The organism is Neobacillus niacini, assembly GCF_000759675.1.
GTDB lineage: Bacteria > Bacillota > Bacilli > Bacillales > Cytobacillaceae > Neobacillus > Neobacillus niacini_A.
In genome coordinates this window covers 61,199-80,741 of sequence record NZ_BAWM01000158.1, presented here as the reverse complement: position 1 = coordinate 80,741, position 19,543 = coordinate 61,199, and the positions used below count along the sequence as shown (strand labels likewise).

Sequence of the window (19,543 nt, the reverse complement as noted above, 5' to 3'; positions counted from 1 at the left end):
ATTAAGGTTTTATAAAACACTATCGTTTGTTAGCCGGTAATTGAGGAATAACAAACGATAGTGTGTTAACGTTTGTTTGAACGATAATGAATCAAAACTTGAAGCTATAAACATAAGGTAGTGTTAAGTTCCAATATAAATGAAGCAAAGTCTAGTTTTATCTCAATCATACCGGTAACAATTTCTTGTGCATATCACATTTTCTAGGTTATCCCAATCTTTGTTTCAATTTGAAATTGAAAAATGTAAAGCACTTGAATCGACAAACCTTGCCTACAACATGAAGTATTGATGATTACTATGTTGAAATGTTTTCATTCCAAACATATAAGTTTTCGAACCACCATTATTGTCCAATATATTCTTCTTGATAACCCTTATCTATATTTTCTAATAAGTTAAACAAGAAAGAATGTGCTCCTTCAAGTAGATCATTGCGGTTTAAAAACTCCTCAGGTTTCTGAATAAATGGTCCATCGGTCAATTCATGTCCTAATTTTTTAACAATTTCATTAAGTGTATTCGCTGTGAATTCAGGATGAAATTGCAACCCAATAACCCGATTTTTATACAGAAACGCTTGGTTTAAACACGCCTTACTTTCAGCTAAATGAACAGCTCCCTGCGGTAAATCATAAGTATCAGTATGCAATTGAAAAACTGTAAACTTTTCTGGCAAACCGTCCATAAGTTGCAAGGATTCTGCTTCTTTCCTACATTCTAACTGCCACCAGCCGATTTCTTTCACCGAATGAGGGTAAACAGGACTTCCCAAAGCACTTGCGATTAACTGTGCTCCTAAACAAATTCCTAAAACAAATTTCTTCCTACGAATCGCCTCAGAGATATAATCTTTTTCAAACCTTAACCATGGTTTTTTTTCCTCCTCGTAAGCTCCCATCGGTCCACCTAGAATAATAAGCAAGTCATAATCATCTGGAGAAAGAAAATCAATATCTTCATATACCTGTGTAGTAGTAACAGAATATCCCTTTTTGTTAATCCACGTTTCAATTTCTCCGAGTCCGGCTAAAGGATCATTTTGTAAACAATAAATTCTCATATTTGTCTCCCTCTTTGTGTACTTTGGGCTAATTTAAGGTCGTAACCTAAAATAATTGTAATATCTTTTTAGTTCATCAATAAAACATTTTGAAATATAAATTCATCTTGAATAATTACTATTGTTATAGATTGATTTTTAATTTGGAGAGAAGCTCCAACATATATTTCGTATTTTTCCTGATGTATGGGCTTTCTTCCCAAACAGCAGAGATAGAGCTTCCAGTTGAATACCTTCCAAATCCAAACATGTAATCCCTTTAGAATCGATTAGCTGAAACATATCCATGGGAATACAAAGGATAATGTACTACACCACCCGATTCCGGCTTCACCATACCTAATTCCGCGTATACAAGTCCTACAAGCATCATTGCGATCCCACCAATAATCTAAGCGAGGATGGATGCAGGACCAGCTGTATTTGCTGCTATTGCTGCCCCAAAAAGCCAACCAGAGCCTTAATGCCACCGAGAGATCTGCAGTAAGTGACCAAAAACCCATTTTCTTTTTCAAAAATTGATCTTGATTCATGATGACCCCTCCATTTTTCTACTATTTCACCAAAATTAAATATAATTATAACTTTACAAAGATGATACAATGTTCATTTTAAATTTTCAATGTAAATTTAAAAAAATAAATAAATTATCACTGTAAATATATTATTTAATTTTTATTACGTTTGTTAATTTATCAAAATAGAAGACTTAAGTAGCTTTTAAAACGAAGATAAGAGAAAAGAGTTGATGAAATAAAAAGACTTATTAGAACTAGGGGAAGTGTCAGGAAAATGCAGATTTACAACGTTAAGGAAATTCCAATATAAAAAGATCAATTCCTCTGAATTACAATAGAGTGGAAATTGAGCTCTTTTTCGTTACTTCATTAAAGCGTAGGTAATGCAGTTCCCCTGACGCTACCCCTTATTGAACTAAACTGCTTACGTTAGTACAGTAAGGAAAACTTAACAATTATGTATAAATATTAGCGTTTATGCAGTTTTTTCATTGAGTAATGATTCATAAAAAGTAATAAACAAACTGCCAAAACATACATCAATTAAGGTAACATTACCTTGTGGCTGTTAAACCTTATCAAATAGACCACTAAATACAATAGGTGACGATACTTTATGACGATAGTGACGATACTATTTTTTAACCGTCACCTGTTTTGACCAGTCGTATCAAGGGTTAGTGACGATAGTGTCGCTCAATCGTTGTATTTCCACTTGGCTGATATTATTCCAGGATGGGGTCAATCTACAGTATTTGAAGAAGAATGGATGAAAAACTTAAAAGAGCATTATAAGAAATAGTATTAAAAGATGACCTTAACGCCTTTTCTAATGGGAAGGCGTTTTTTAATTGATAAAAGGCTGGGTTTTGATTAAACTTAGGAAATCATAAAAAGAAAGAATAGTTGTGGTGAAGGTTAGATGGATAACGAAAAAGTACTTACGTATGAAGTAATAGAGGTTTGTTTACTTGCCGGGAAAATTATGCTCCAAAGCGGTGGTGAAACCTATCGGGTTGAGGATACGATGATGCGGATTGCTGCCGCTTTTGGTATTGAAAATTCTCATAGCTATGTAACTCCAACAGGAATCATATTTTCTGCTGAGGGAGATGAGCCTACAAAAACCAAATTAATTCGAATTATGACGCGCTCCACTGATTTGAAAAAGGTTGCTATGGTCAATAGTATTTCACGAAAAATAACCAGCGGTGAGGTCGACCTTCAAGAGGCATTTACCCTATTAAAGGAACTCGATGAACTAAATGTAACCTTCCCATTTATGGTCCAGGTTGGAGCAGCATCCATTGCAAGCGGCTGTTTCATGATCATGTTTATGGGGGAATGGATAGACTTTATCCCTGCGATGTTAACTGGTGGGTTAGGTTATTTTGGCTTTTTATATTTTCATCGCTTTATCCCTGTTAAGTTTTTCTCAGAGTTCTTAGCCTCTTTTATTATTGGGTTACTTTCGGTAATCTTTGTAAAAACAGGATTAGGCCAGCAGTTAGATAAAATAATCATAGGCTCGGTAATGACATTAGTTCCAGGACTCTTAGTTACCAATGCAGTGAGGGATTTAATGGCCGGCCATTTAGTATCAGGCTTATCAAAAGGTGCAGAAGCACTACTGACTGCCTTTGCCATTGGCTCAGGAATAGCTGTAGTTCTATCTTTTTTGTAAAAGGAGGCTTAATGTGGAGATCATTGGACAATTAATCACAAGTTTTATTGCAACAGCAGCCTTTGGAGTCATTTTTAATGCACCGAAGGAAACTTTAGTAAAATGCGGACTTGTTGGAATGGGCGGCTGGATTATCTATTATATAGCGGAAAAGTATACAGGAGATTCTGTTTTAGCCACATTAGGAGCAACCCTATTTGTGGGGATCGTCAGTCAAGAGTTAGCCAAATTCTATAAAACACCTGTTATTATTTTTAGTGTTGCTGGAATTATTCCATTAGTACCAGGTGGTTTGGCTTATGATACAATGAGGAATTTTGTAGAAGATGATTACTATCGAGCACTAGCCTTAGGTGCAAAAGTGACGATGCTTTCAGGCTCTATTGCTTTTGGTCTTGTTTTTTCAGAAGTCATCAATCAGGTAGTAAGAAAGATTAGAGGGAGTAAAGTGTGGAAGGTCTAAAAAATCTCCAAAATTGGACGAAGGCAGAGGATTAATCTCCTCTGCCTTCTTTTGCTTTGATCCTAGATGGACCACTATTGTAACTTGTGAATGGATGTTTCTAATTAACAGCCATCGCAAGGTAAGTATTTATATATAATAAATGGTATTAAAAGACCAATTTGCCGCGGTTACTCTTCCACCTGATGGTTTTATACCTAAACGACGTAAGCCCTACCTCTCTTACATCCTTACGGCTCCGAAGCCGATCCAGCGTGAATAAGTTTTACTTTTAAAACATAAGCAGAATGCCAGAAAAAATTCTTACATTGCGTTATCTCGTCTATTACAAGTTACATAAATGTTAAGCACAATTAATAATAATATATTAAATTCATACATATGTCAATAAATAATTGAGATGTAAATATTTTTGGTAGAGAAAGTGAATTTCTATAATTAAAGGAATAAGCCAATATTTAGTAGAAATATAAAGAATAAATATTAAGAAAGGAGGGGAGGAAATGCTTTTTTTTCGAAAACTGTTCCTAACTGCCTCTCGGTACCGGTATCGAACGGTAATCCTATTTACACTGCTTTTTATCATTGTAAATGCAGAAATAATTCAATTTCTAGAACCGAAGACGTTTGAAAGTAGTTTACATGCAGTTTGGTGGATTCTTACTACGATGACTACTGTAGGCTATGGAGATGTATATCCGACTACGGAAGCAGGAAGAACCTGGGCGATGATTGTCGTCTATACATTAGGAATAGGACTATTTGGAACGGTTATTGGGGTGATTGTAGATGGTGTCGCCCAATATAAAAAGCGAAAGGAGGAAGGGAAATTGTCTTATAAAGGTGAAAATCATTTTGTCATTATCGGCTGGACTGCTAAAAGTAAAAGCACGATTAAGGAACTTTTACTATGTGATGAGAAAACGGATATCTTGTTGATTGATGAATTTGAAAAGACTCCTTATGAGCATGAAAGGTTTCATTATATTCAGGGGAGCCCTACCGATGTAGAGACATTAAGGAAGGCAAGGATTGAAAATTCTCAAGCCGTTTTGTTGTTTGCTGCTGAAGGGATTGCGAATCCTGATTTAGTAGACGGTAAGACTCTTTTAGTTGCTTCCTCTATTGAACGATATGATGATGGAACGGAAAAGAGTATTTATACGATTGCGGAAATCGTAAACGAAAAGCATGTAGACAATTTTAATCATGTTAAGATTGATGAGTTTATTTTATCAAATGGTTCTGTCTCAAACTTGATGGCGAAATCTGCACAAATGAAGGGAGCCAGTCACCTTTTTACTCAATTGCTAAGCAGGCAGGATGGAGACGGGGGTAGTGATCTTTGGGAAGTCAGCGTTAGTCCTAAGTGGAGCACGTATGGTGGGGCATATGAACATCTAAAGGAAAAAGGGGCTCAGCTAATAGCAGACAGGAATGATTTGAACATACTCAAAAAGTGGAATGAACCAATTCCAAAGGAAGCAAGATTATTTGTCATTTGTGATAAACATACATATCAAAAACTTTAAAAAAACGCATCGTTACGATGCGTTTTTTTTTCAATAGGTTAAACATCCTGCAATAACAATCCCTATTGATACGGACAGTAATAGTAGAAAAAGACCAACAGCACGGTTATCTTCTTCAATGCTTTGGGTTACGTTAAAACGGGGTGTGAGCCATTCAGCAAGATAAAAGACGATAATCTGAGCCACGATTCCAACCGCTCCCCAAATGACCATATCTAATAACGAGATGGAGTTAGCAAGAGCGGAATATAAAACAATTGCCAGTCCCAAGAGTCTTCCTCCCAGTACATAGCTTGCTGCTTTATTTCCTTTCGCCATTAAGGAGAATTCCTTTACCTTAGTGGTGATTTCCATTAAAAAGAGTCCTACGAGTAATAAAGCTAGAGAAACCGCTAAATATAGCAAGAAATCTAACAATTAAATTCCTCCTTTTTTAATTCCAACTGGTAAGAAATAAGATTCGTTTCCTGTGATTTTGCCACCCGCTCGAATTCCAATACTGCTCGGTTTCCCGGCGATAAGGAATGAACCAAATACCATTGATAGTTCTTCCAAACCCTTTTCTGTTTCAAGTGAAACAACAGGAAGTGGTACATACGATTGATAGACTGGCAGCTCATTTTTGTACGTTTGTAAGGGATTTTGGGCATCTACATTGGTTTGTAGATCCCATATGGTAATGGTATCTCCTTCCCTGCCGAATGATGGTTTTTGAACATAGGCAGCTGTACCAGTAAATGCATCTGCTTCAAGATAGGTAGGCAGCATAAATGTTTTAATCCAATCTTGTTCGTCCTTCGTATAAAACTCTTCTTTTTCGGCTAATCCCCATATCAGACATTGGATGGTTTTGGGCTGAAGAAGAAATGCTGAAACAGGATTTACAATCGAAATTTTTCGATCCTTAGCAAGTTGTAATAATTCAATTCCTACGAGGTCTCCTGTATTTGGATCTCGATCCTCAAGTAGATGTTCAAGAGGATAAGTCTGCCGATATAAAATATCGATTGGAACCCCATTAGAATCTAATAATGCCTCATCCGTAATCCTTAGTTCTGACATTGGAATGATTTGATTTTTAACCTTACATAACTGACTTAAATAAACCGTGGTATTCCAATCCTCCATATGGTCACTGTGGGCTGTGAACACAACATTAGGGGACTCATGTCCCATTACGGATTCAAGGACAGCCTTTGTGATACCAGAAGCAAGAAGTCTTTCTTGGTTTGCGTTCGGATTACGATAGCCAAATTCTGAACAAACTTCCCCGTTGATTTTGAAACATTCGACGATAAAAGTTGGGGTGTCAGAATTAAACTCAAGCATTTTTACACCATTACTCGTCAAAGCAAAATCAAATCGAGAAATGACTGATTCAGGAAAAAGGTTTTTCATTTTAAGAAATGGAAGGCCGGCAGCAGGGAAACCAAGTTCAAGAAGCTGTTCGTCTGGAAGGCTGCGCAGGAGACCTGCTGTTTTAAAAAATATCCGACCCAACCTTTCTGTAGCTTCCTTCAAAAGGTTATGTGTTTGTTCTGTAATGGTAAATACATGATAAAGACTGTATTCGCTTCCGTATAAGTTCGACCAAAAGTCAGGAAACTTGGGGTAAAATTGGCTCCGGTTCTTTGCGTATGTGGACATGTGATTAACCTCCAAATCCGCCTTTTGAGCCGCTGCCAAATCCGCCCTTAAAACTTGAGGAAGATTTATAAGATTTATAAGCAGAAGAATTTAACAAAGCAGATTTATTACGGTAAAACAATCCTCCATAAAAGAAATGACCATAATAACTTGAGCGAGTATCATCACATTGCCATACTCCTTCTTCATCATCCCATTCCCAGTCTGAACAGTTTGTGTCATCTGGCTCTGGGGGTAAGTCCTGTGCCTGGGAACAACCGGATAGGGTGGTTCCAGCCATAAGAGAAGTAAGAACACCAGTGATTAACCATTGGGTTTTCTTCACCGTCTCACGCTCCTTTTTAAGTTATAATTCTATTATAAAAGTAAATTTTAGGAAAACAATGGTAAGATAAAAACAAAACGAAAGAGGGATTGAAAATGAGGTTGGAATATCGACTCGATGATGAGAGTAAACACTATCCAGCTTTATGGAATTACCAAAATATTTCTCCAATTGAAGCAGCAGCTAGAATGACCTGTGAATTTTTTGTAAAAGATGGAGCGACCTATGCTGTTAGTGCGACTGCGATGGACCCAGATGGAACGGCAGTTTTGTATGTGGAAAAACAAAGCTACACCAACGATTCTTCCGATACTATATATTCTCACATTGGTTTTGAAGTCAGGGAATTGAAAGGAACCACATCTGCTTTAGTTGAAGGAAAAGATGTTTGGGAACATGAAGAGATTTTGACAACACTACATTCTGATTTAATTTACCTTCAAAAGGATGGGAAATTTGCGGAGTTCGAACTTGATTCAAGGGAAATAGATGAAGATCGTAAATGCTATGTTTTTTATGGTACATTTTCTGGTGAAAATCGATAAATAAAAACAAGAAATAAAAAAACTAACCAAACTATCAAGTTGGTTAGTTTTTTTATTAGGTCAGGAAATCTTTTAAATTTTACCAATATAGTAATTATTTTTTGTGGGAAACGATAAATATGACTGGAATACCAGGGATAATGGTATTATTAGGAAAGTAATTTAATTTTTCTAAATATATTGCTTTTTTAAAAAAATAATTATATTATACTGATATAGATTTTTAAGGACTACTTTTTCAGAACATTTCGACTTTAAGTCGTGGAGGTATAGACATGAGTTTATTTAGGAAAAAATCAATTACGGATTTAATTAGGGAAGTTGGACAAAAAGATTCAACTTTGAAGAAAGAGTTAGGAGCATTTGATTTAACAATGCTTGGAGTAGGTGCAATTATTGGAACAGGAATTTTTGTACTTACAGGAGTCGCCGCAGCAGAGCATGCAGGTCCAGCGCTTATTATTTCATTTATTTTATCAGGGCTTGCCTGCGTATTTGCAGCACTTTGCTATGCGGAATTTGCTTCAACCGTACCGGTGTCAGGCAGTGCCTATACGTATAGTTATGCTACATTCGGAGAAATAATTGCTTGGATATTAGGTTGGGTTTTAATCCTTGAATATGGGCTCGCTTCCTCTGCAGTGGCAAGCGGATGGTCAGGTTATTTTCAAGGGCTTCTTTCAGGGTTTGGAATTCACCTTCCAAAAGCTCTATCGAGTGCTTATAATCCGGCAAATGGAACTTTTGTTGACATACCTGCAATTGCGATAATCTTTATTATCACGATGCTTTTGACACAAGGAGTTAAAAAGTCGGCACGGTTAAACACAATCATGGTTGTGATTAAAATTGCTGTAGTTTTACTATTTATTGCTGTTGGTGTTTGGTATGTAGAACCTGCAAACTGGACTCCGTTTATGCCTTTTGGTTTCTCAGGTGTTGCAACTGGCGCCGCAACTGTTTTCTTTGCCTATATTGGGTTTGATGCTGTTGCCACGGCAGCAGAAGAAGTGAAAAACCCACAAAAGAACATGCCAATTGGAATTATTGCTTCATTATTGATTTGTACTACTTTATATATTGTTGTCTCTGCTATCTTAACAGGAATTGTTCCTTACACGGATCTCGGAGTGAAAAATCCAGTTGCTTTTGCACTTAATTACATTAACCAGGATTGGGTGGCAGGTTTCATTTCATTAGGAGCAATTACTGGAATTACGACCGTGTTACTTGTCATGGTTTATGGACAATCAAGGCTGTTTTATGCAATCTCTCGCGATGGTTTGCTTCCTAAGGTGTTTTCAAAAGTAGACAAAAAGAAACAAACACCAATTGTGAATTCGTGGATTACATGCGTGTTAGTAGCGTTCTTTGCTGGTGTGGTACCATTAAATAAACTAGCTGAACTAGTGAATATTGGAACACTATTTGCTTTTATGACAGTTTCCATTGGAATTTTGTATCTTCGTAAAAATAAGCAAGCACCGACTACAGGCTTCCGTGTCCCCCTTGTTCCATGGATACCTATATTGGCTTTCGTATTCTGTGGATATTTAGCGTTGCAGCTTCCAGCAGCTACATGGAAAAGCTTTGGTGTATGGATTGTAATTGGTCTGATAGTTTATTTTGGATATGGTCGAAAACATTCAAAGTTAAATGAAAAAGAGGAAAGAATGAATAAAGCAAGCTAATTCAATAGTGTAATCATAAAAAGGACTTGTAAAATGGCAAGTCCTTTTTATGTTCGGAGTAAACTTTGTCGAATTCCATCGAATTTACAAAAAAATAACAGGTTTTTTCTTAGAAAGGTGGTAAAATGGTAGGAGATAATTTGAATCATTTTTGAATAGAGTACTTAAGGGAGTAAAACAATGAAAGAAACCCCAAATAATCCTAAATTGATTTTGGAAGAATCAAAAACAGTGAAATTATTTATATCACTTTTTTATATTTTTTTCTTTTCATATGATATTTTTCATTACTATATTGTCCCTATATATACAAAAGAAGGCATGATTGGGTTAGAAAAAAATGGCTTAGGTTTTTGGTTTCATACAGCTATTATTGGACTTCTCCCCATAGCTCTATATTTTATAAAAAAGGGCAACCCTTATATTGTAAAATATATATTCCTTTTTAGTTTTGCATTTATCGAGACGGTAAATAGCCTGGTTATATATTTTGGTTCAAATAAACCTTACGGGTCAGGAAATATTGTTGAATTGTTATTTGTATTTTTCTCGCCCATCTTTGTGAATAAAAAATATTTTTGGATAGCAGCATTAACAATGATTGGAAAATACGCAATTATTGGAGGTATCTTGCAAGATACTAATGTAGTAATTCCAATAATTACTTTTTCTGTTCTATCTGTAATAGCGTATTTTTTATTAACACGTTTTACCTCCTATATTGATTCATTAACCTCCGTTCATTTAGAGCTTCGAAAAAAGGAGAAACTTGCAGTGATTGGACAAATGGCAGCAGGTATTGGTCATGAAATACGCAATCCTCTTTCTTCATTAAAGGGTTTTACGCAGCTGCAACAGGAAAGATATCCAAATACAAATGACTTTTATCCAATCATGATTCAAGAAATTGATCGAATTAATTCCATTGTTAATGACTTGATGTACCTTGGAAAACCAAAAGAGATAAAATTTGTTAAAGCGAATATTGAAGAAATAATTGCTTATACTCTTTCGATAACTCAACAACAAGCTGAGAAACAAGGAGTTACGATAAAAACGATGATGGAAGGTCCATTGCCTCCTTTAGATTGTGATTCTCACCAGCTAAAGCAAGTATTTATCAATCTGTTAAAAAATGCAATTGAATCAATGCCTGAAGGTGGAACAATCAAGGTAAATGTAAATGTTTTAGAAGGTAGAAAGATGTCTATTTTCATTGATGATGAGGGATACGGAATTGATGAAGAGAACATTCTCAATTTAGGCGAACCCTTTTTTACTACCAAAAGGGATGGAAATGGACTTGGATTAATGGTTACAAATCAAATTATTAAAGATCATAAAGGTAATATGAAAATTGAGAGTAAGCTAGAAAAGGGTACTAAAGTTACTTTGGTTTTGCCTATAATACAGAAATAAATGAAAAAATAATTCTATAATAATACAAAAATCATCAATATAATATATTTCAACGCTATACTTGATGAGATATAATGTAGGGGAATAAAGAAAATAGTTGTATTTTGTAGAAATTACTTATTTTAACAAAAAGATTGTTGCCATTAGCTATTATTATCGTCCATACTCGAGGCGAAATACCGTAAAATGTACATGTTTTTAGAAACATTGGAGGATAATATGATACCACATGAAGAAAAACAAACTGTTAAATGGTACTTATTAATTTCTTATATTATTTTAATAGGCTACGATGTTTTTTACTATTTTATTGCACCTACCATCATAGTAGAAAGAGAAAGTGGTTTTCCAAGTCATTATTGGATAATCAACTATATAGTATTAACCATCTTAATATTTGTCTCAATTTATTTAAGTAAGATTAATAAACAATCATTGATTAAATATGTTTTTTTTATTAGCTATGTATCCACTTCATTTCTAGTTGATATACTGACCTACTATGATAAAGCTGAATCCTACACTAGTGGGAATGTTGTAGATGTGTTTTTGATTTTATCATTACCTCTATTCCTAAATACCAGATATTATTGGTTAGTAAGTCTAGGGATCGCTTCTAAATATATACTTACAGGTGTAATTTTAAAAATTTCCTTTGTAATTATGCCAATTATTCTACTAATTATTTTAGCGATTATGTCGTACTTTTTATTAGTGCGATTTCAAGGGTATGTTAGAGCTATTAGTACTTCATATGATAATCAATTAGAAGGAATTGTTAAGGGTGTTATTGCGACACTAGAACTAAAAGATCCCTATACAAGAGGGCATAGTGAACGTGTGGCCAGTTATGCATTGTTGTTAGGAAAAGAAATCGGCAAGCTCTCAAAAGAGCAGCAAAAATCCTTTTATTATGCTTGTTTACTTCATGATATTGGTAAGGTTAATATACCTGATCAGATTCTAATGAAACCTGGAAGGCTCACTAATGAGGAGTTTGAGATTATCAAAACTCATCCTGTTGTAGGAGCTGAAGCAGTAAAGAACGTTGAAGGAATTAAGGATAGTATTTGTGTCATCCTTTCACACCATGAACGCTGGGACGGAAAAGGATACCCTAATCAATTAAAGGGTGAAGAAATACCTTTACTTGCCAGAATTTCTGCAATTGCTGATGCCTTTGATGCCATGACCTCTTCACGTTCTTACCGGGAAGCAATGCAGGTTGAAGAAGCATACAGACGTATTATTGATGGAACAGGGTCCCAATTTGATCCGTTGCTAGTAGAAGAATTCAAGAAGATCTACCCAGAATGGGTCAAATTTCATGAGACGTATCCATGGACTAAAAAGTGGGAATTACATAAGGAGGTGGGGTCATGAAAATCCGTAAACTTAAAAAGGTTAAAACAACATGCTGGTGGTGCCCTTGGATCGGAATAAAAGGATAAGAAAATTGGGATGCTAGCAATTGCTACGCATCCTTCTTTTATTATTAATCATAGTTAGGAATGGTGTCCAGATGGCGATAAACCTCCATACATGTCTCACGATGGTCCCAGTCGAGATTCGCAAGGATAAAAAACATTATATTGTTGAGGATAAATTTTCAGGTGAATTTTATGAAATGCCGGAGGTTTGTATTGAGGCAATCCAATTGATTATTCTAGGGGAGCAGCTAGGGGATATTGAAAGAAAATTAAAGAGAAGATTTCCCCAAGAGGAAGTAAAACTACTTGATTTTGTAACACAGCTGTTAGAACTGGATTTGATTGATCAAGTTGATGGCATAAAGGTAGAAAAACAAGAAAAGCAAAAGGATAGCTTAGGTTTTTTATGGATTTCTCCACAAGCAGGAAAATTATTTTTTAATAAGTTTACCTACCCCTTTTATATTACACTTTTCCTACTTAACATTGTTCTTTTTATTACATTCCCTTCTTTACTTCCCCATCACGAGGACATATTTGTACTTGATGTAATGGTAATAAATGCTCTTTTATGGATGTCTTTTACTTTTTTATTAGTCCTAGTTCACGAATTTGGACATATTTTGGCAATGAGAGCACACAATCTCCCAACGAAACTAGAGGTTGGCCATCGCTTGTTTTTTGTTGTTCTTGAAACAGATATGTCTTCGGTTTGGAAATTGGCTCCAAAAGACCGCAATGTCCTTTACTTAGCAGGTCTTTGCTTTGACAATGTTATTCTTTTTACTGCCCTAATTATTCAGTTATTGATTCCATCTGGACATGAGTTTATGAGTGGGTTAATGAGCCTTGTTGTTTTCGATGTTGTTTTACGAATGATTTACCAATGCTGCTTTTATTTGAAAACGGATTTATATTATGTCTTCGAGAATGTAACAGGATGCTACAATCTAATGGAAAATGCCTTACAGGCTATTAGAAAGCAACTACCTTTCCTTAAATCGAAATCAAGTGAACAAGTTAGCTTTATAAGCGAAAGAAAGACAATTACTATTTATGCCATTTTCTATTTTATTGGGATTGCCATAAGTATTGCATTATATTTCATTTTCTATATTCCAGAAGTAATTCATGCAGGAAAACAGTTGCTCCCTGGTTTTGGAATGGTACCAACAAGCCTTGCTTTTTGGGACGCTGTGCTTTTCTCCCTTCAGATTAGTATTTTTTTAATGTTACTATTGTACTCCTATTGGAAAAAGTATCGTAGAATCAAAGTGTGACTAAACTTTGTCTAAAATAAAAATTCTAAGGGTTTTTTCCCCCCTAGATGGGGGAGTTCCCCTATATTGGTAGCACTAACGATTTTCTTACAATAAGAGTAAGAAAACTCGTTTGTGTTATTTTTTTAGGAGGAGCTAAAATGCAGACTAATACGTCAATTAATAAAAAGACAGGACGCTCAATCAATGATGCGTTTGCGTCCAAATTTGCTAAATCAATGTTTTTATCCGTATCTGCACTCGTTATTCTATCTTTTATCGGAACAAGAATGTTTACGCACGTTGATTTAAACTTGTATGGATATATGGTCGGGACGATTGTTTTTATCGGAGGCTTTTTCTATCGCTTTATAGCATGGGGTGAAAGACCGCCAACCAAAATTTTAATTAAAAAGGGTTTAAAGCTTTTAAAAAGAAAAAGCACACCTAAAACTGCCGTTAATCATTTAGGTATCTATGATTTTATTAAAAACCGCGGATTGTACCGCTGGGTACAGCATATTTTAATCGGCTGGGGCTGTGTTCTTGCTTGTATGGTTACCTTCCCGCTCGTGTTTGGCTGGATGTACTTCACAATGGATGACAACGGCCACTATACGATTGTACTTATGGGTCTAAATTTAATGACGGTAAAAGCAGATGGAATCATTGCATGGTTCTCCTATAACGCTCTTAATATTTCTGCTTCAATGGTTATTGCAGGAGTATGTATGGCTTTACACCGCCGTTTGAAAAATATGCAGGCAAGAGCGGAGCAAAAATTTATCTACGACTTTCTGCCACTTTACTTATTGTTATTTATTTCAATTACCGGACTTTTATTAACCGTTCAAAACGTATTTTTACATGGCTGGATGCAGCCGCAAATGTCGTTGATTCACCAGTTTTCAGTTATCGTAACCTTAATATATCTGCCATTTGGAAAGCTTGCACATATTCCATTCCGTCCAGTGAGTGTTTTTGCTAGAAACTATCGTGAGCATTACGGCGATCAGGCAATGAAAGAATGTAAAGTGTGCGGCGATCATTTCGTATCAGTTGAACAATCAAATGATGTCATTAACGTGCTCGGCGTAAATGAAATGGAATTCAATATGCAGGATGGCTTTAACCTTGCTGAATTGTGCCTTCCATGCCGTAGAAAATATCGTATTTCAAGATTCTCAGGATTCGCAACGCACCAAGTTAAGGTTAAGGAGGCAAACCAGAATGCAAAGGGATAATTATAAGAATGAAAGAGATAAATATTTTAAAGAAATCGAAAATTTAAACCATCCCAATGAAACATTGGTCAAGACGCACTGTAGTTATTGTGCCATGCAATGTGGGATGAACCTAAGGGTAAATACAAAGACAAACAAGATCATTGGGGTTGAGCCTCGATATGATTGGCCGGTTACACTAGGAAAGATGTGTCCGAAAGGAGTTACTGCTTACCAACAGGTAAATAATAAAGATCGGTTATTAAAACCGTTAATTCGTGATGATCAATCATTAAAAGGAACGAAAAATGGCTTCCGTGAAGCAAGCTGGGATGAGGCATACGACCTCATAGTGAAAAAGTTCACAGAGCTCCAAACAACATATGGAAAAGATTCACTTTCAGTGTATAGCGGTGTTTCAATGACGAATGAAAAGTGTTACTTAACAGGGAAATTTGCTCGTGTTGGACTGCAAACACGCTACATTGATTATAATGGCCGATTCTGTATGGCAAGTGCAGCAGGTGGTTTAAATCGCTCATTAGGTATAGATAGGGGTTCAACAATTCCATGGACGGATGTACATGAAACCGATTGTATTTTTCTTGCAGGAAGTAATACCGCGGAATGCCATCCAACGATGATGTTTCGGGTTTGGGCAATTCAAGAACGGGGCGGCTATGTAATTGTTGCTGACCCAAGGGAAACGCCAGTCGCCAGAAGAGCTGATCTCCATCTTGATTTAAAGCCTGGTACAGACCTAGCACTTGCCAATGGGATTGTAAATTTACTAATCCAAAATGGCTATGCTGATGAAGAATTTGTAAAAAATCACACAAATGGCTTTGAAGAAACAAAGGAGCTAGTAAAAGAATTCACGCCAGAATATACAAGTGAGATCACAGGGGTGGCACCAGAAAAAATTATCCGCGCGGCCGAATTGTACGGAAAAGCACCGAATGCCATTGTTATGTTTGCCAGAGGGATTGAGCAACAAATTAAAGGGGTAGATAACGTTTCTGCCTATACCAATATGGCACTTGTTACTGGGAAAATTGGTCGAGCTAAATCGGGTGTTGCGACCATTACTGGACAAGGAAACGGTCAAGGAGGACGTGAGCATGGACAAAAAGCTGATGCACTTCCCGGATACCGTAAAATAGCGAATCCTGATCATGTAAAATATGTTTCAAAGGTTTGGGGTATTGAACCGGAAGAAATGCCAAAAGAGGGTGTGTCTGCATTCGAAATGTTCGGATTAATGGAGCAAAAGACCATTCGTTCTTTATACCTATTATGTTCAAATCCTGCCGTTTCTGCACCTGATCAGAATTATGTGCGTGAACAGATGAAAAACTTAGACTTCATGGTATGCGTTGATTTTTTCCTTTCAGAATCTGCTGAATTTGCAGATGTCGTGCTCCCTACAACCACTTGGGCGGAAGATGAAGGTACCACAACAAATGTAGAGGGAAGAATCATTAAGATTAACAGAGCACAAATGCCGCTTGGTGAATCAAAGCCAGACTGGCAGATTCAAATAGAAATTGCAGAGCGTCTCGGCCGAGGGAAATATTTTTCACATTTAAAAACGTCCAAAGACGTGTTTAATGAGCTTCGTGTAGCTTCTAAAGGTGGAACGGCTGATTATTACGGCGTAACTTGGGAAAAGATTGATAAGCAAGACGGCGTGTTCTGGCCTTGTAAAGATGAATCTGATCCCGGAACACCGCATTTGTTCTTAGATAAAAAATTCAATCATCCAGATGGAAAAGCAAAGATTCTCGCATTGCCATACAGACCGTCAGCAGAAGAACCGGATGAAAAATACCCATTACGCTTAACAACTGGACGGGTCGTCTATCATTATTTATCAGGGAATCAAACGAGAAGAATTCAATTCCTTCGTGATATGTGTCCGGAACCATTCGTAGAAGTTCATCCAGAAACAGCAGAAAAATACAGCATTGAACATGAAGAATACGTTCGTCTCTATACTCGCAGGGGGGAAGCAACATATAAAGTGAAAATTACAGAGGCTATTCGGAAGGATACCGTGTTTGTTCCATACCACTGGGGTCATGAAAAATCTATTAATCTATTGACAATCGGTGCACTTGATCCCTATTCAAGGATGCCAGAATTTAAAACTTGTGCAGCGCAGATTGAGAAAATGAAAACAAGGGCGGTGCAGTAAATGAAGAAGAGGCTATATTTAGAACTTGAAAACTGTATAGGGTGCCGTTCCTGTTTGGCTGCTTGTACACAGTGCGGCGGGCACGAAGAGCGTAACCGTAACTACGTTTACGATGTTAACCCGCTTGTTAACCGTCAAACCATGCCTCTTATGTGCCTTCACTGTGTGAATCCAGCATGTGCTAGAAGCTGTCCGGCGCAAGCAATCCAAATCCATGAAACCGGAGCCGTTCTATCGGCTCTTGTAGAGAAGTGCATTGGCTGTCAAAATTGTACGATTGCCTGCCCATACGGAATTCCAAAGTTTGATACAGAACAAAATTTAATGTACAAGTGCGACCTATGTATTGACCGTTCAAAGGACGGTATTCCTCCAATGTGCGCCAGTGTATGTCCGTCCAATACATTGCAATGGTTAACAGATGAAGAAATTGAAGCAAAGCAAAAACAGTTTAATTTAGATAATGGTAAATGGGTTACAAGTATGCCTTATTTAGAAGGTGAAACAAACGTTAGAGTGAATCTCCCTGGTATCCTGCAGGGTGTCACAAAATTGTTTTAGGAGGGATTAACAATGACAGACAAAAATAATAAAATCCCGTTCAATGAAGATAACTATACACATAATATAAACCGCAATAATGAGCGAAAACTAGACCGCCGCGGTTTTATGAAAACATTAGTTGGGGCAGCCGGGGTATTCGCTGTTTCATCACTTCCATGGGGTGTCCTTGCCGCGAAAGAACTTAACGGGCTGGGTGATAAAAAATATCCAAAGCAAAAAATTACCGATGTAAAGTCTTTACCTATTGGGGATGCAGTAGAATTTTCCTTTCCAGGTGAGCATGATAGTGCCATCCTCATTAGGCTTTCAGAAGAAAAATATGTCGCTTATCAAAACGCTTGTACCCATCTTCGCTGCCCGGTATTTTGGAAAAAGGATGAGGGCGAAATGCTTTGCCCATGTCATCACGGGAAATTTGACGTTGAAACTGGTGCACCTACAGCAGGTCCGCCAAGACGTCCGCTCCCTGAAATTTATGTAAAAGTAGAAAACGGATCCGTTTATGCTGTAGGGGTGAAGCGTTATGAAGCGTAGTTACGTTAGTGTTGCACTCCTTTTAGCTGTATTATTTATGAATATTATTGTTACACAATTTATGGTTCATCAGTATTTTTATGAAAATTATACAAACACAATTGTTGCAGCAGTTATCAATGTAATACTATTTCCTGCGGCATTCCTTATTTATAAAAAAGGTGTGAAAATCAATGATTAGTGAAACCTATCTAGATTTTTGTTTTGTACGGGAACAAACAGGTGAATTTGCTGCTGTTATTGATGAATTATTTAAAAACATGTTTGGGAAAAAGCGGTTAAATTGGTTTCTAGAAGAAAAGACCATTGATGGTGCTGAAATGGTGATTGCTGAAGTAAAAGGTATGAGTGACTGGGGCTCAGAAGAAGAAACAATCTTGTTCCTTGAAGATCATGCAGATTCAAAGTTTTGGGAGTATCTGCAAGGTTACAAGATGTTCATCTATCCCGTCAAGAAGGGATGTAACAGCTGTGGAACCCATTAACGTTGATGATTTGCAGAGATTTGTTGGATCAACAATGGAAATAGCAATTGAAGATAAGCAGGGCGGAGATCAAGCCCCTGTTGTAAAAAAAATAATAAAGAAGATACAATACTGTCCTGATCATACACATGTCCGCTTTTATTTTGATACTATGTATTTTTTAGCAGTGCCGCTAAACAGCAAAGTAAATCAAACAGAAGTTATGTTTTCAGCTTCGGACCTAGAAAGTGGTTTAACCTATACATTTCAAAAAGTTTAGATGATGGATAAAAGGTAAAGGGGGGGTAAAAAGTGGTGCATTCTGATTCAAAACAACTAATTCAATCTTATATTATTCAATCACAAGAGGACGAAATTAAACGTATTTCTTTGGAATTGCATGAAGGTGTTGGACAAAATCTATACAGTATTCTTACTGGATTACAATTAGTTGAAACAGGCTTAAATCAGCCCCATTTGATAAACTATTTACGCGAAATGACTCAGTTGATTGAAAAGACGATACAAGAAATCAGATTGCTTTCAGTAGAGCTGCATCCCCCTGCGCTTACCACACTTGGCTTATTGCCAGCTATTAAGAGCTATATAAAATTATATACTTCAACATTTGGTGTTCTTGTTGACTTAGAATCTATTGGGGAAGAAAAACAGTTATCCGAGCAAAATCGTGTTGCCGTTTTTCGTGTTTGCCAGGAGGCTCTTACCAATATTGCTAAACATGCAGATACATCGAATGTGAAAATGAGTTTGATTTGGAAGGAAAACGAATTAAAAATAATGATTGTTGATTTCGGCGGGGGATTTGCAGCAGATGGAATCGAGATTAACCCTTTTTCTTTAGGAATTGCAGCCATGAAGGAAAGAATGCTTCTAACTGGCGGTCATTGTGTCATTTCCTCTAAAATAGGAGAAGGTACATCTGTTGAAATATCTCTTCCTTTATAGGGAAGGGAAGGAGAGTTAA

General features: G+C 36.6%; 21 protein-coding genes. 16 read left to right on the top strand and 5 right to left on the bottom strand.

Features of this window, described 5'->3' with window-relative positions; genetic code table 11:
• Positions 1 to 346: 346 nt before the first annotated feature.
• Positions 347 to 1,063: a type 1 glutamine amidotransferase gene (locus TR08_RS29625; protein WP_045524534.1), complete on the bottom strand. Its 717-nt coding sequence runs from the start codon at positions 1,061 to 1,063 to the stop codon at positions 347 to 349.
• Positions 1,064 to 1,332: 269 nt separating this feature from the next.
• Positions 1,333 to 1,596 carry a hypothetical protein gene (locus TR08_RS29620; RefSeq protein ID WP_045524531.1) on the bottom strand — a complete coding sequence of 88 codons (264 nt, stop codon included), beginning with the start codon at positions 1,594 to 1,596 and terminating at the stop codon, positions 1,333 to 1,335.
• Between the two features lie 907 nt (positions 1,597 to 2,503).
• Between TR08_RS29620 and TR08_RS29615 the strand changes: the two genes are divergently transcribed.
• The 3 genes from TR08_RS29615 to TR08_RS29605 all read left to right on the top strand — a co-directional run bounded on the left by TR08_RS29615 (position 2,504) and on the right by TR08_RS29605 (position 5,260).
• The gene (locus TR08_RS29615) at positions 2,504 to 3,265 is read left to right on the top strand and encodes a threonine/serine exporter family protein (RefSeq protein WP_045524529.1); all 762 of its coding nucleotides are present in this window, start codon (positions 2,504 to 2,506) and stop codon (positions 3,263 to 3,265) included.
• A 13-nt stretch (positions 3,266 to 3,278) separates the two neighbouring features.
• On the top strand, positions 3,279 to 3,728 hold the full coding sequence (locus TR08_RS29610; RefSeq protein ID WP_045524526.1) for a threonine/serine exporter family protein: 450 nt from the start codon (positions 3,279 to 3,281) through the stop codon (positions 3,726 to 3,728).
• A gap of 503 nt (positions 3,729 to 4,231) precedes the next feature.
• Entirely contained in the window at positions 4,232 to 5,260 is a 1,029-nt protein-coding gene (locus TR08_RS29605) for a potassium channel family protein (RefSeq protein WP_052427666.1), read from the top strand.
• 30 nt (positions 5,261 to 5,290) lie between these two features.
• Here TR08_RS29605 and TR08_RS29600 read toward each other — a convergent pair whose 3' ends face one another.
• The 3 genes from TR08_RS29600 to TR08_RS29590 are packed head-to-tail and all read right to left on the bottom strand — an operon-like array spanning position 5,291 to position 7,187.
• Positions 5,291 to 5,677 (bottom strand): DUF350 domain-containing protein, encoded by a 387-nt coding sequence (locus TR08_RS29600; protein ID WP_045524524.1) that lies wholly within the window; start codon positions 5,675 to 5,677, stop codon positions 5,291 to 5,293.
• Entirely contained in the window at positions 5,678 to 6,907 is a 1,230-nt protein-coding gene (locus tag TR08_RS29595) for a glutathionylspermidine synthase family protein (RefSeq protein ID WP_045524522.1), read from the bottom strand.
• 4 nt (positions 6,908 to 6,911) lie between these two features.
• The gene (locus TR08_RS29590) at positions 6,912 to 7,187 is read right to left on the bottom strand and encodes a hypothetical protein (protein ID WP_370576435.1); all 276 of its coding nucleotides are present in this window, start codon (positions 7,185 to 7,187) and stop codon (positions 6,912 to 6,914) included.
• A gap of 140 nt (positions 7,188 to 7,327) precedes the next feature.
• On the opposite strand from TR08_RS29590, the gene TR08_RS29585 reads away from it, so the two are divergent.
• The 13 genes from TR08_RS29585 to TR08_RS29525 all read left to right on the top strand — a co-directional run bounded on the left by TR08_RS29585 (position 7,328) and on the right by TR08_RS29525 (position 19,524).
• A complete protein-coding gene (locus TR08_RS29585; protein ID WP_045524518.1) occupies positions 7,328 to 7,777 on the top strand; it encodes a hypothetical protein in 450 nt (149 codons plus the stop codon).
• 275 nt (positions 7,778 to 8,052) lie between these two features.
• Positions 8,053 to 9,468, top strand: coding sequence for an amino acid permease (locus TR08_RS29580; protein WP_045524516.1), 1,416 nt, complete (start codon positions 8,053 to 8,055; stop codon positions 9,466 to 9,468).
• A gap of 180 nt (positions 9,469 to 9,648) precedes the next feature.
• Positions 9,649 to 10,887 carry an ATP-binding protein gene (locus tag TR08_RS29575; RefSeq protein WP_045524514.1) on the top strand — a complete coding sequence of 413 codons (1,239 nt, stop codon included), beginning with the start codon at positions 9,649 to 9,651 and terminating at the stop codon, positions 10,885 to 10,887.
• Positions 10,888 to 11,106: 219 nt separating this feature from the next.
• Positions 11,107 to 12,270, top strand: a complete 1,164-nt coding sequence (locus TR08_RS29570; RefSeq protein WP_045524512.1) for an HD-GYP domain-containing protein — start codon at positions 11,107 to 11,109, stop codon at positions 12,268 to 12,270.
• An 88-nt stretch (positions 12,271 to 12,358) separates the two neighbouring features.
• A complete protein-coding gene (locus TR08_RS29565) occupies positions 12,359 to 13,597 on the top strand; it encodes a hypothetical protein (RefSeq protein ID WP_238579282.1) in 1,239 nt (412 codons plus the stop codon).
• A gap of 140 nt (positions 13,598 to 13,737) precedes the next feature.
• Positions 13,738 to 14,820, top strand: coding sequence for a membrane protein (locus TR08_RS29560; protein ID WP_045524508.1), 1,083 nt, complete (start codon positions 13,738 to 13,740; stop codon positions 14,818 to 14,820).
• Complete coding sequence (locus TR08_RS29555) at positions 14,807 to 16,996, top strand: molybdopterin oxidoreductase family protein (RefSeq protein ID WP_045524506.1); 2,190 nt, start codon at positions 14,807 to 14,809, stop codon at positions 16,994 to 16,996. The genes TR08_RS29560 and TR08_RS29555 overlap by 14 nt, the downstream gene beginning before the upstream one ends.
• A complete protein-coding gene (locus tag TR08_RS29550) occupies positions 16,997 to 17,557 on the top strand; it encodes a 4Fe-4S dicluster domain-containing protein (protein ID WP_045524505.1) in 561 nt (186 codons plus the stop codon). It begins immediately after the preceding gene.
• A 12-nt stretch (positions 17,558 to 17,569) separates the two neighbouring features.
• Positions 17,570 to 18,094: a ubiquinol-cytochrome c reductase iron-sulfur subunit gene (locus TR08_RS29545; protein ID WP_045524503.1), complete on the top strand. Its 525-nt coding sequence runs from the start codon at positions 17,570 to 17,572 to the stop codon at positions 18,092 to 18,094.
• Entirely contained in the window at positions 18,084 to 18,275 is a 192-nt protein-coding gene (locus tag TR08_RS29540) for a hypothetical protein (protein WP_045524501.1), read from the top strand. Before TR08_RS29545 ends, TR08_RS29540 begins: the two co-directional genes overlap by 11 nt.
• Positions 18,268 to 18,579 carry a hypothetical protein gene (locus tag TR08_RS29535; RefSeq protein ID WP_045524499.1) on the top strand — a complete coding sequence of 104 codons (312 nt, stop codon included), beginning with the start codon at positions 18,268 to 18,270 and terminating at the stop codon, positions 18,577 to 18,579. The genes TR08_RS29540 and TR08_RS29535 overlap by 8 nt, the downstream gene beginning before the upstream one ends.
• Positions 18,566 to 18,838 carry a hypothetical protein gene (locus tag TR08_RS29530; protein ID WP_045524497.1) on the top strand — a complete coding sequence of 91 codons (273 nt, stop codon included), beginning with the start codon at positions 18,566 to 18,568 and terminating at the stop codon, positions 18,836 to 18,838. Before TR08_RS29535 ends, TR08_RS29530 begins: the two co-directional genes overlap by 14 nt.
• A 32-nt stretch (positions 18,839 to 18,870) precedes the next feature.
• Positions 18,871 to 19,524: a sensor histidine kinase gene (locus TR08_RS29525; protein WP_045524495.1), complete on the top strand. Its 654-nt coding sequence runs from the start codon at positions 18,871 to 18,873 to the stop codon at positions 19,522 to 19,524.
• The last annotated feature ends 19 nt before the right edge of the window (positions 19,525 to 19,543 follow it).

Excerpts from the sequence above, each read along its gene's own strand:
- TR08_RS29555 (WP_045524506.1), top strand. The coding sequence starts at position 14,807 with ATGCAAAGGGATAATTATAAGAATGAAAGAGATAAATATTTTAAAGAA.
- TR08_RS29535 (WP_045524499.1), top strand. The coding sequence starts at position 18,268 with ATGATTAGTGAAACCTATCTAGATTTTTGTTTTGTACGGGAACAAACA.
- TR08_RS29540 (WP_045524501.1), top strand. The coding sequence starts at position 18,084 with ATGAAGCGTAGTTACGTTAGTGTTGCACTCCTTTTAGCTGTATTATTT.
- TR08_RS29595 (WP_045524522.1), bottom strand. The coding sequence starts at position 6,907 with ATGTCCACATACGCAAAGAACCGGAGCCAATTTTACCCCAAGTTTCCT.
- TR08_RS29560 (WP_045524508.1), top strand. The coding sequence starts at position 13,738 with ATGCAGACTAATACGTCAATTAATAAAAAGACAGGACGCTCAATCAAT.
- TR08_RS29615 (WP_045524529.1), top strand. The coding sequence starts at position 2,504 with ATGGATAACGAAAAAGTACTTACGTATGAAGTAATAGAGGTTTGTTTA.
- TR08_RS29580 (WP_045524516.1), top strand. The coding sequence starts at position 8,053 with ATGAGTTTATTTAGGAAAAAATCAATTACGGATTTAATTAGGGAAGTT.
- TR08_RS29570 (WP_045524512.1), top strand. The coding sequence starts at position 11,107 with ATGATACCACATGAAGAAAAACAAACTGTTAAATGGTACTTATTAATT.
- TR08_RS29545 (WP_045524503.1), top strand. The coding sequence starts at position 17,570 with ATGACAGACAAAAATAATAAAATCCCGTTCAATGAAGATAACTATACA.
- TR08_RS29585 (WP_045524518.1), top strand. The coding sequence starts at position 7,328 with ATGAGGTTGGAATATCGACTCGATGATGAGAGTAAACACTATCCAGCT.
- TR08_RS29620 (WP_045524531.1), bottom strand. The coding sequence starts at position 1,596 with ATGAATCAAGATCAATTTTTGAAAAAGAAAATGGGTTTTTGGTCACTT.
- TR08_RS29550 (WP_045524505.1), top strand. The coding sequence starts at position 16,997 with ATGAAGAAGAGGCTATATTTAGAACTTGAAAACTGTATAGGGTGCCGT.
- TR08_RS29575 (WP_045524514.1), top strand. The coding sequence starts at position 9,649 with ATGAAAGAAACCCCAAATAATCCTAAATTGATTTTGGAAGAATCAAAA.
- TR08_RS29590 (WP_370576435.1), bottom strand. The coding sequence starts at position 7,187 with ATGGCTGGAACCACCCTATCCGGTTGTTCCCAGGCACAGGACTTACCC.
- TR08_RS29625 (WP_045524534.1), bottom strand. The coding sequence starts at position 1,063 with ATGAGAATTTATTGTTTACAAAATGATCCTTTAGCCGGACTCGGAGAA.
- TR08_RS29605 (WP_052427666.1), top strand. The coding sequence starts at position 4,232 with ATGCTTTTTTTTCGAAAACTGTTCCTAACTGCCTCTCGGTACCGGTAT.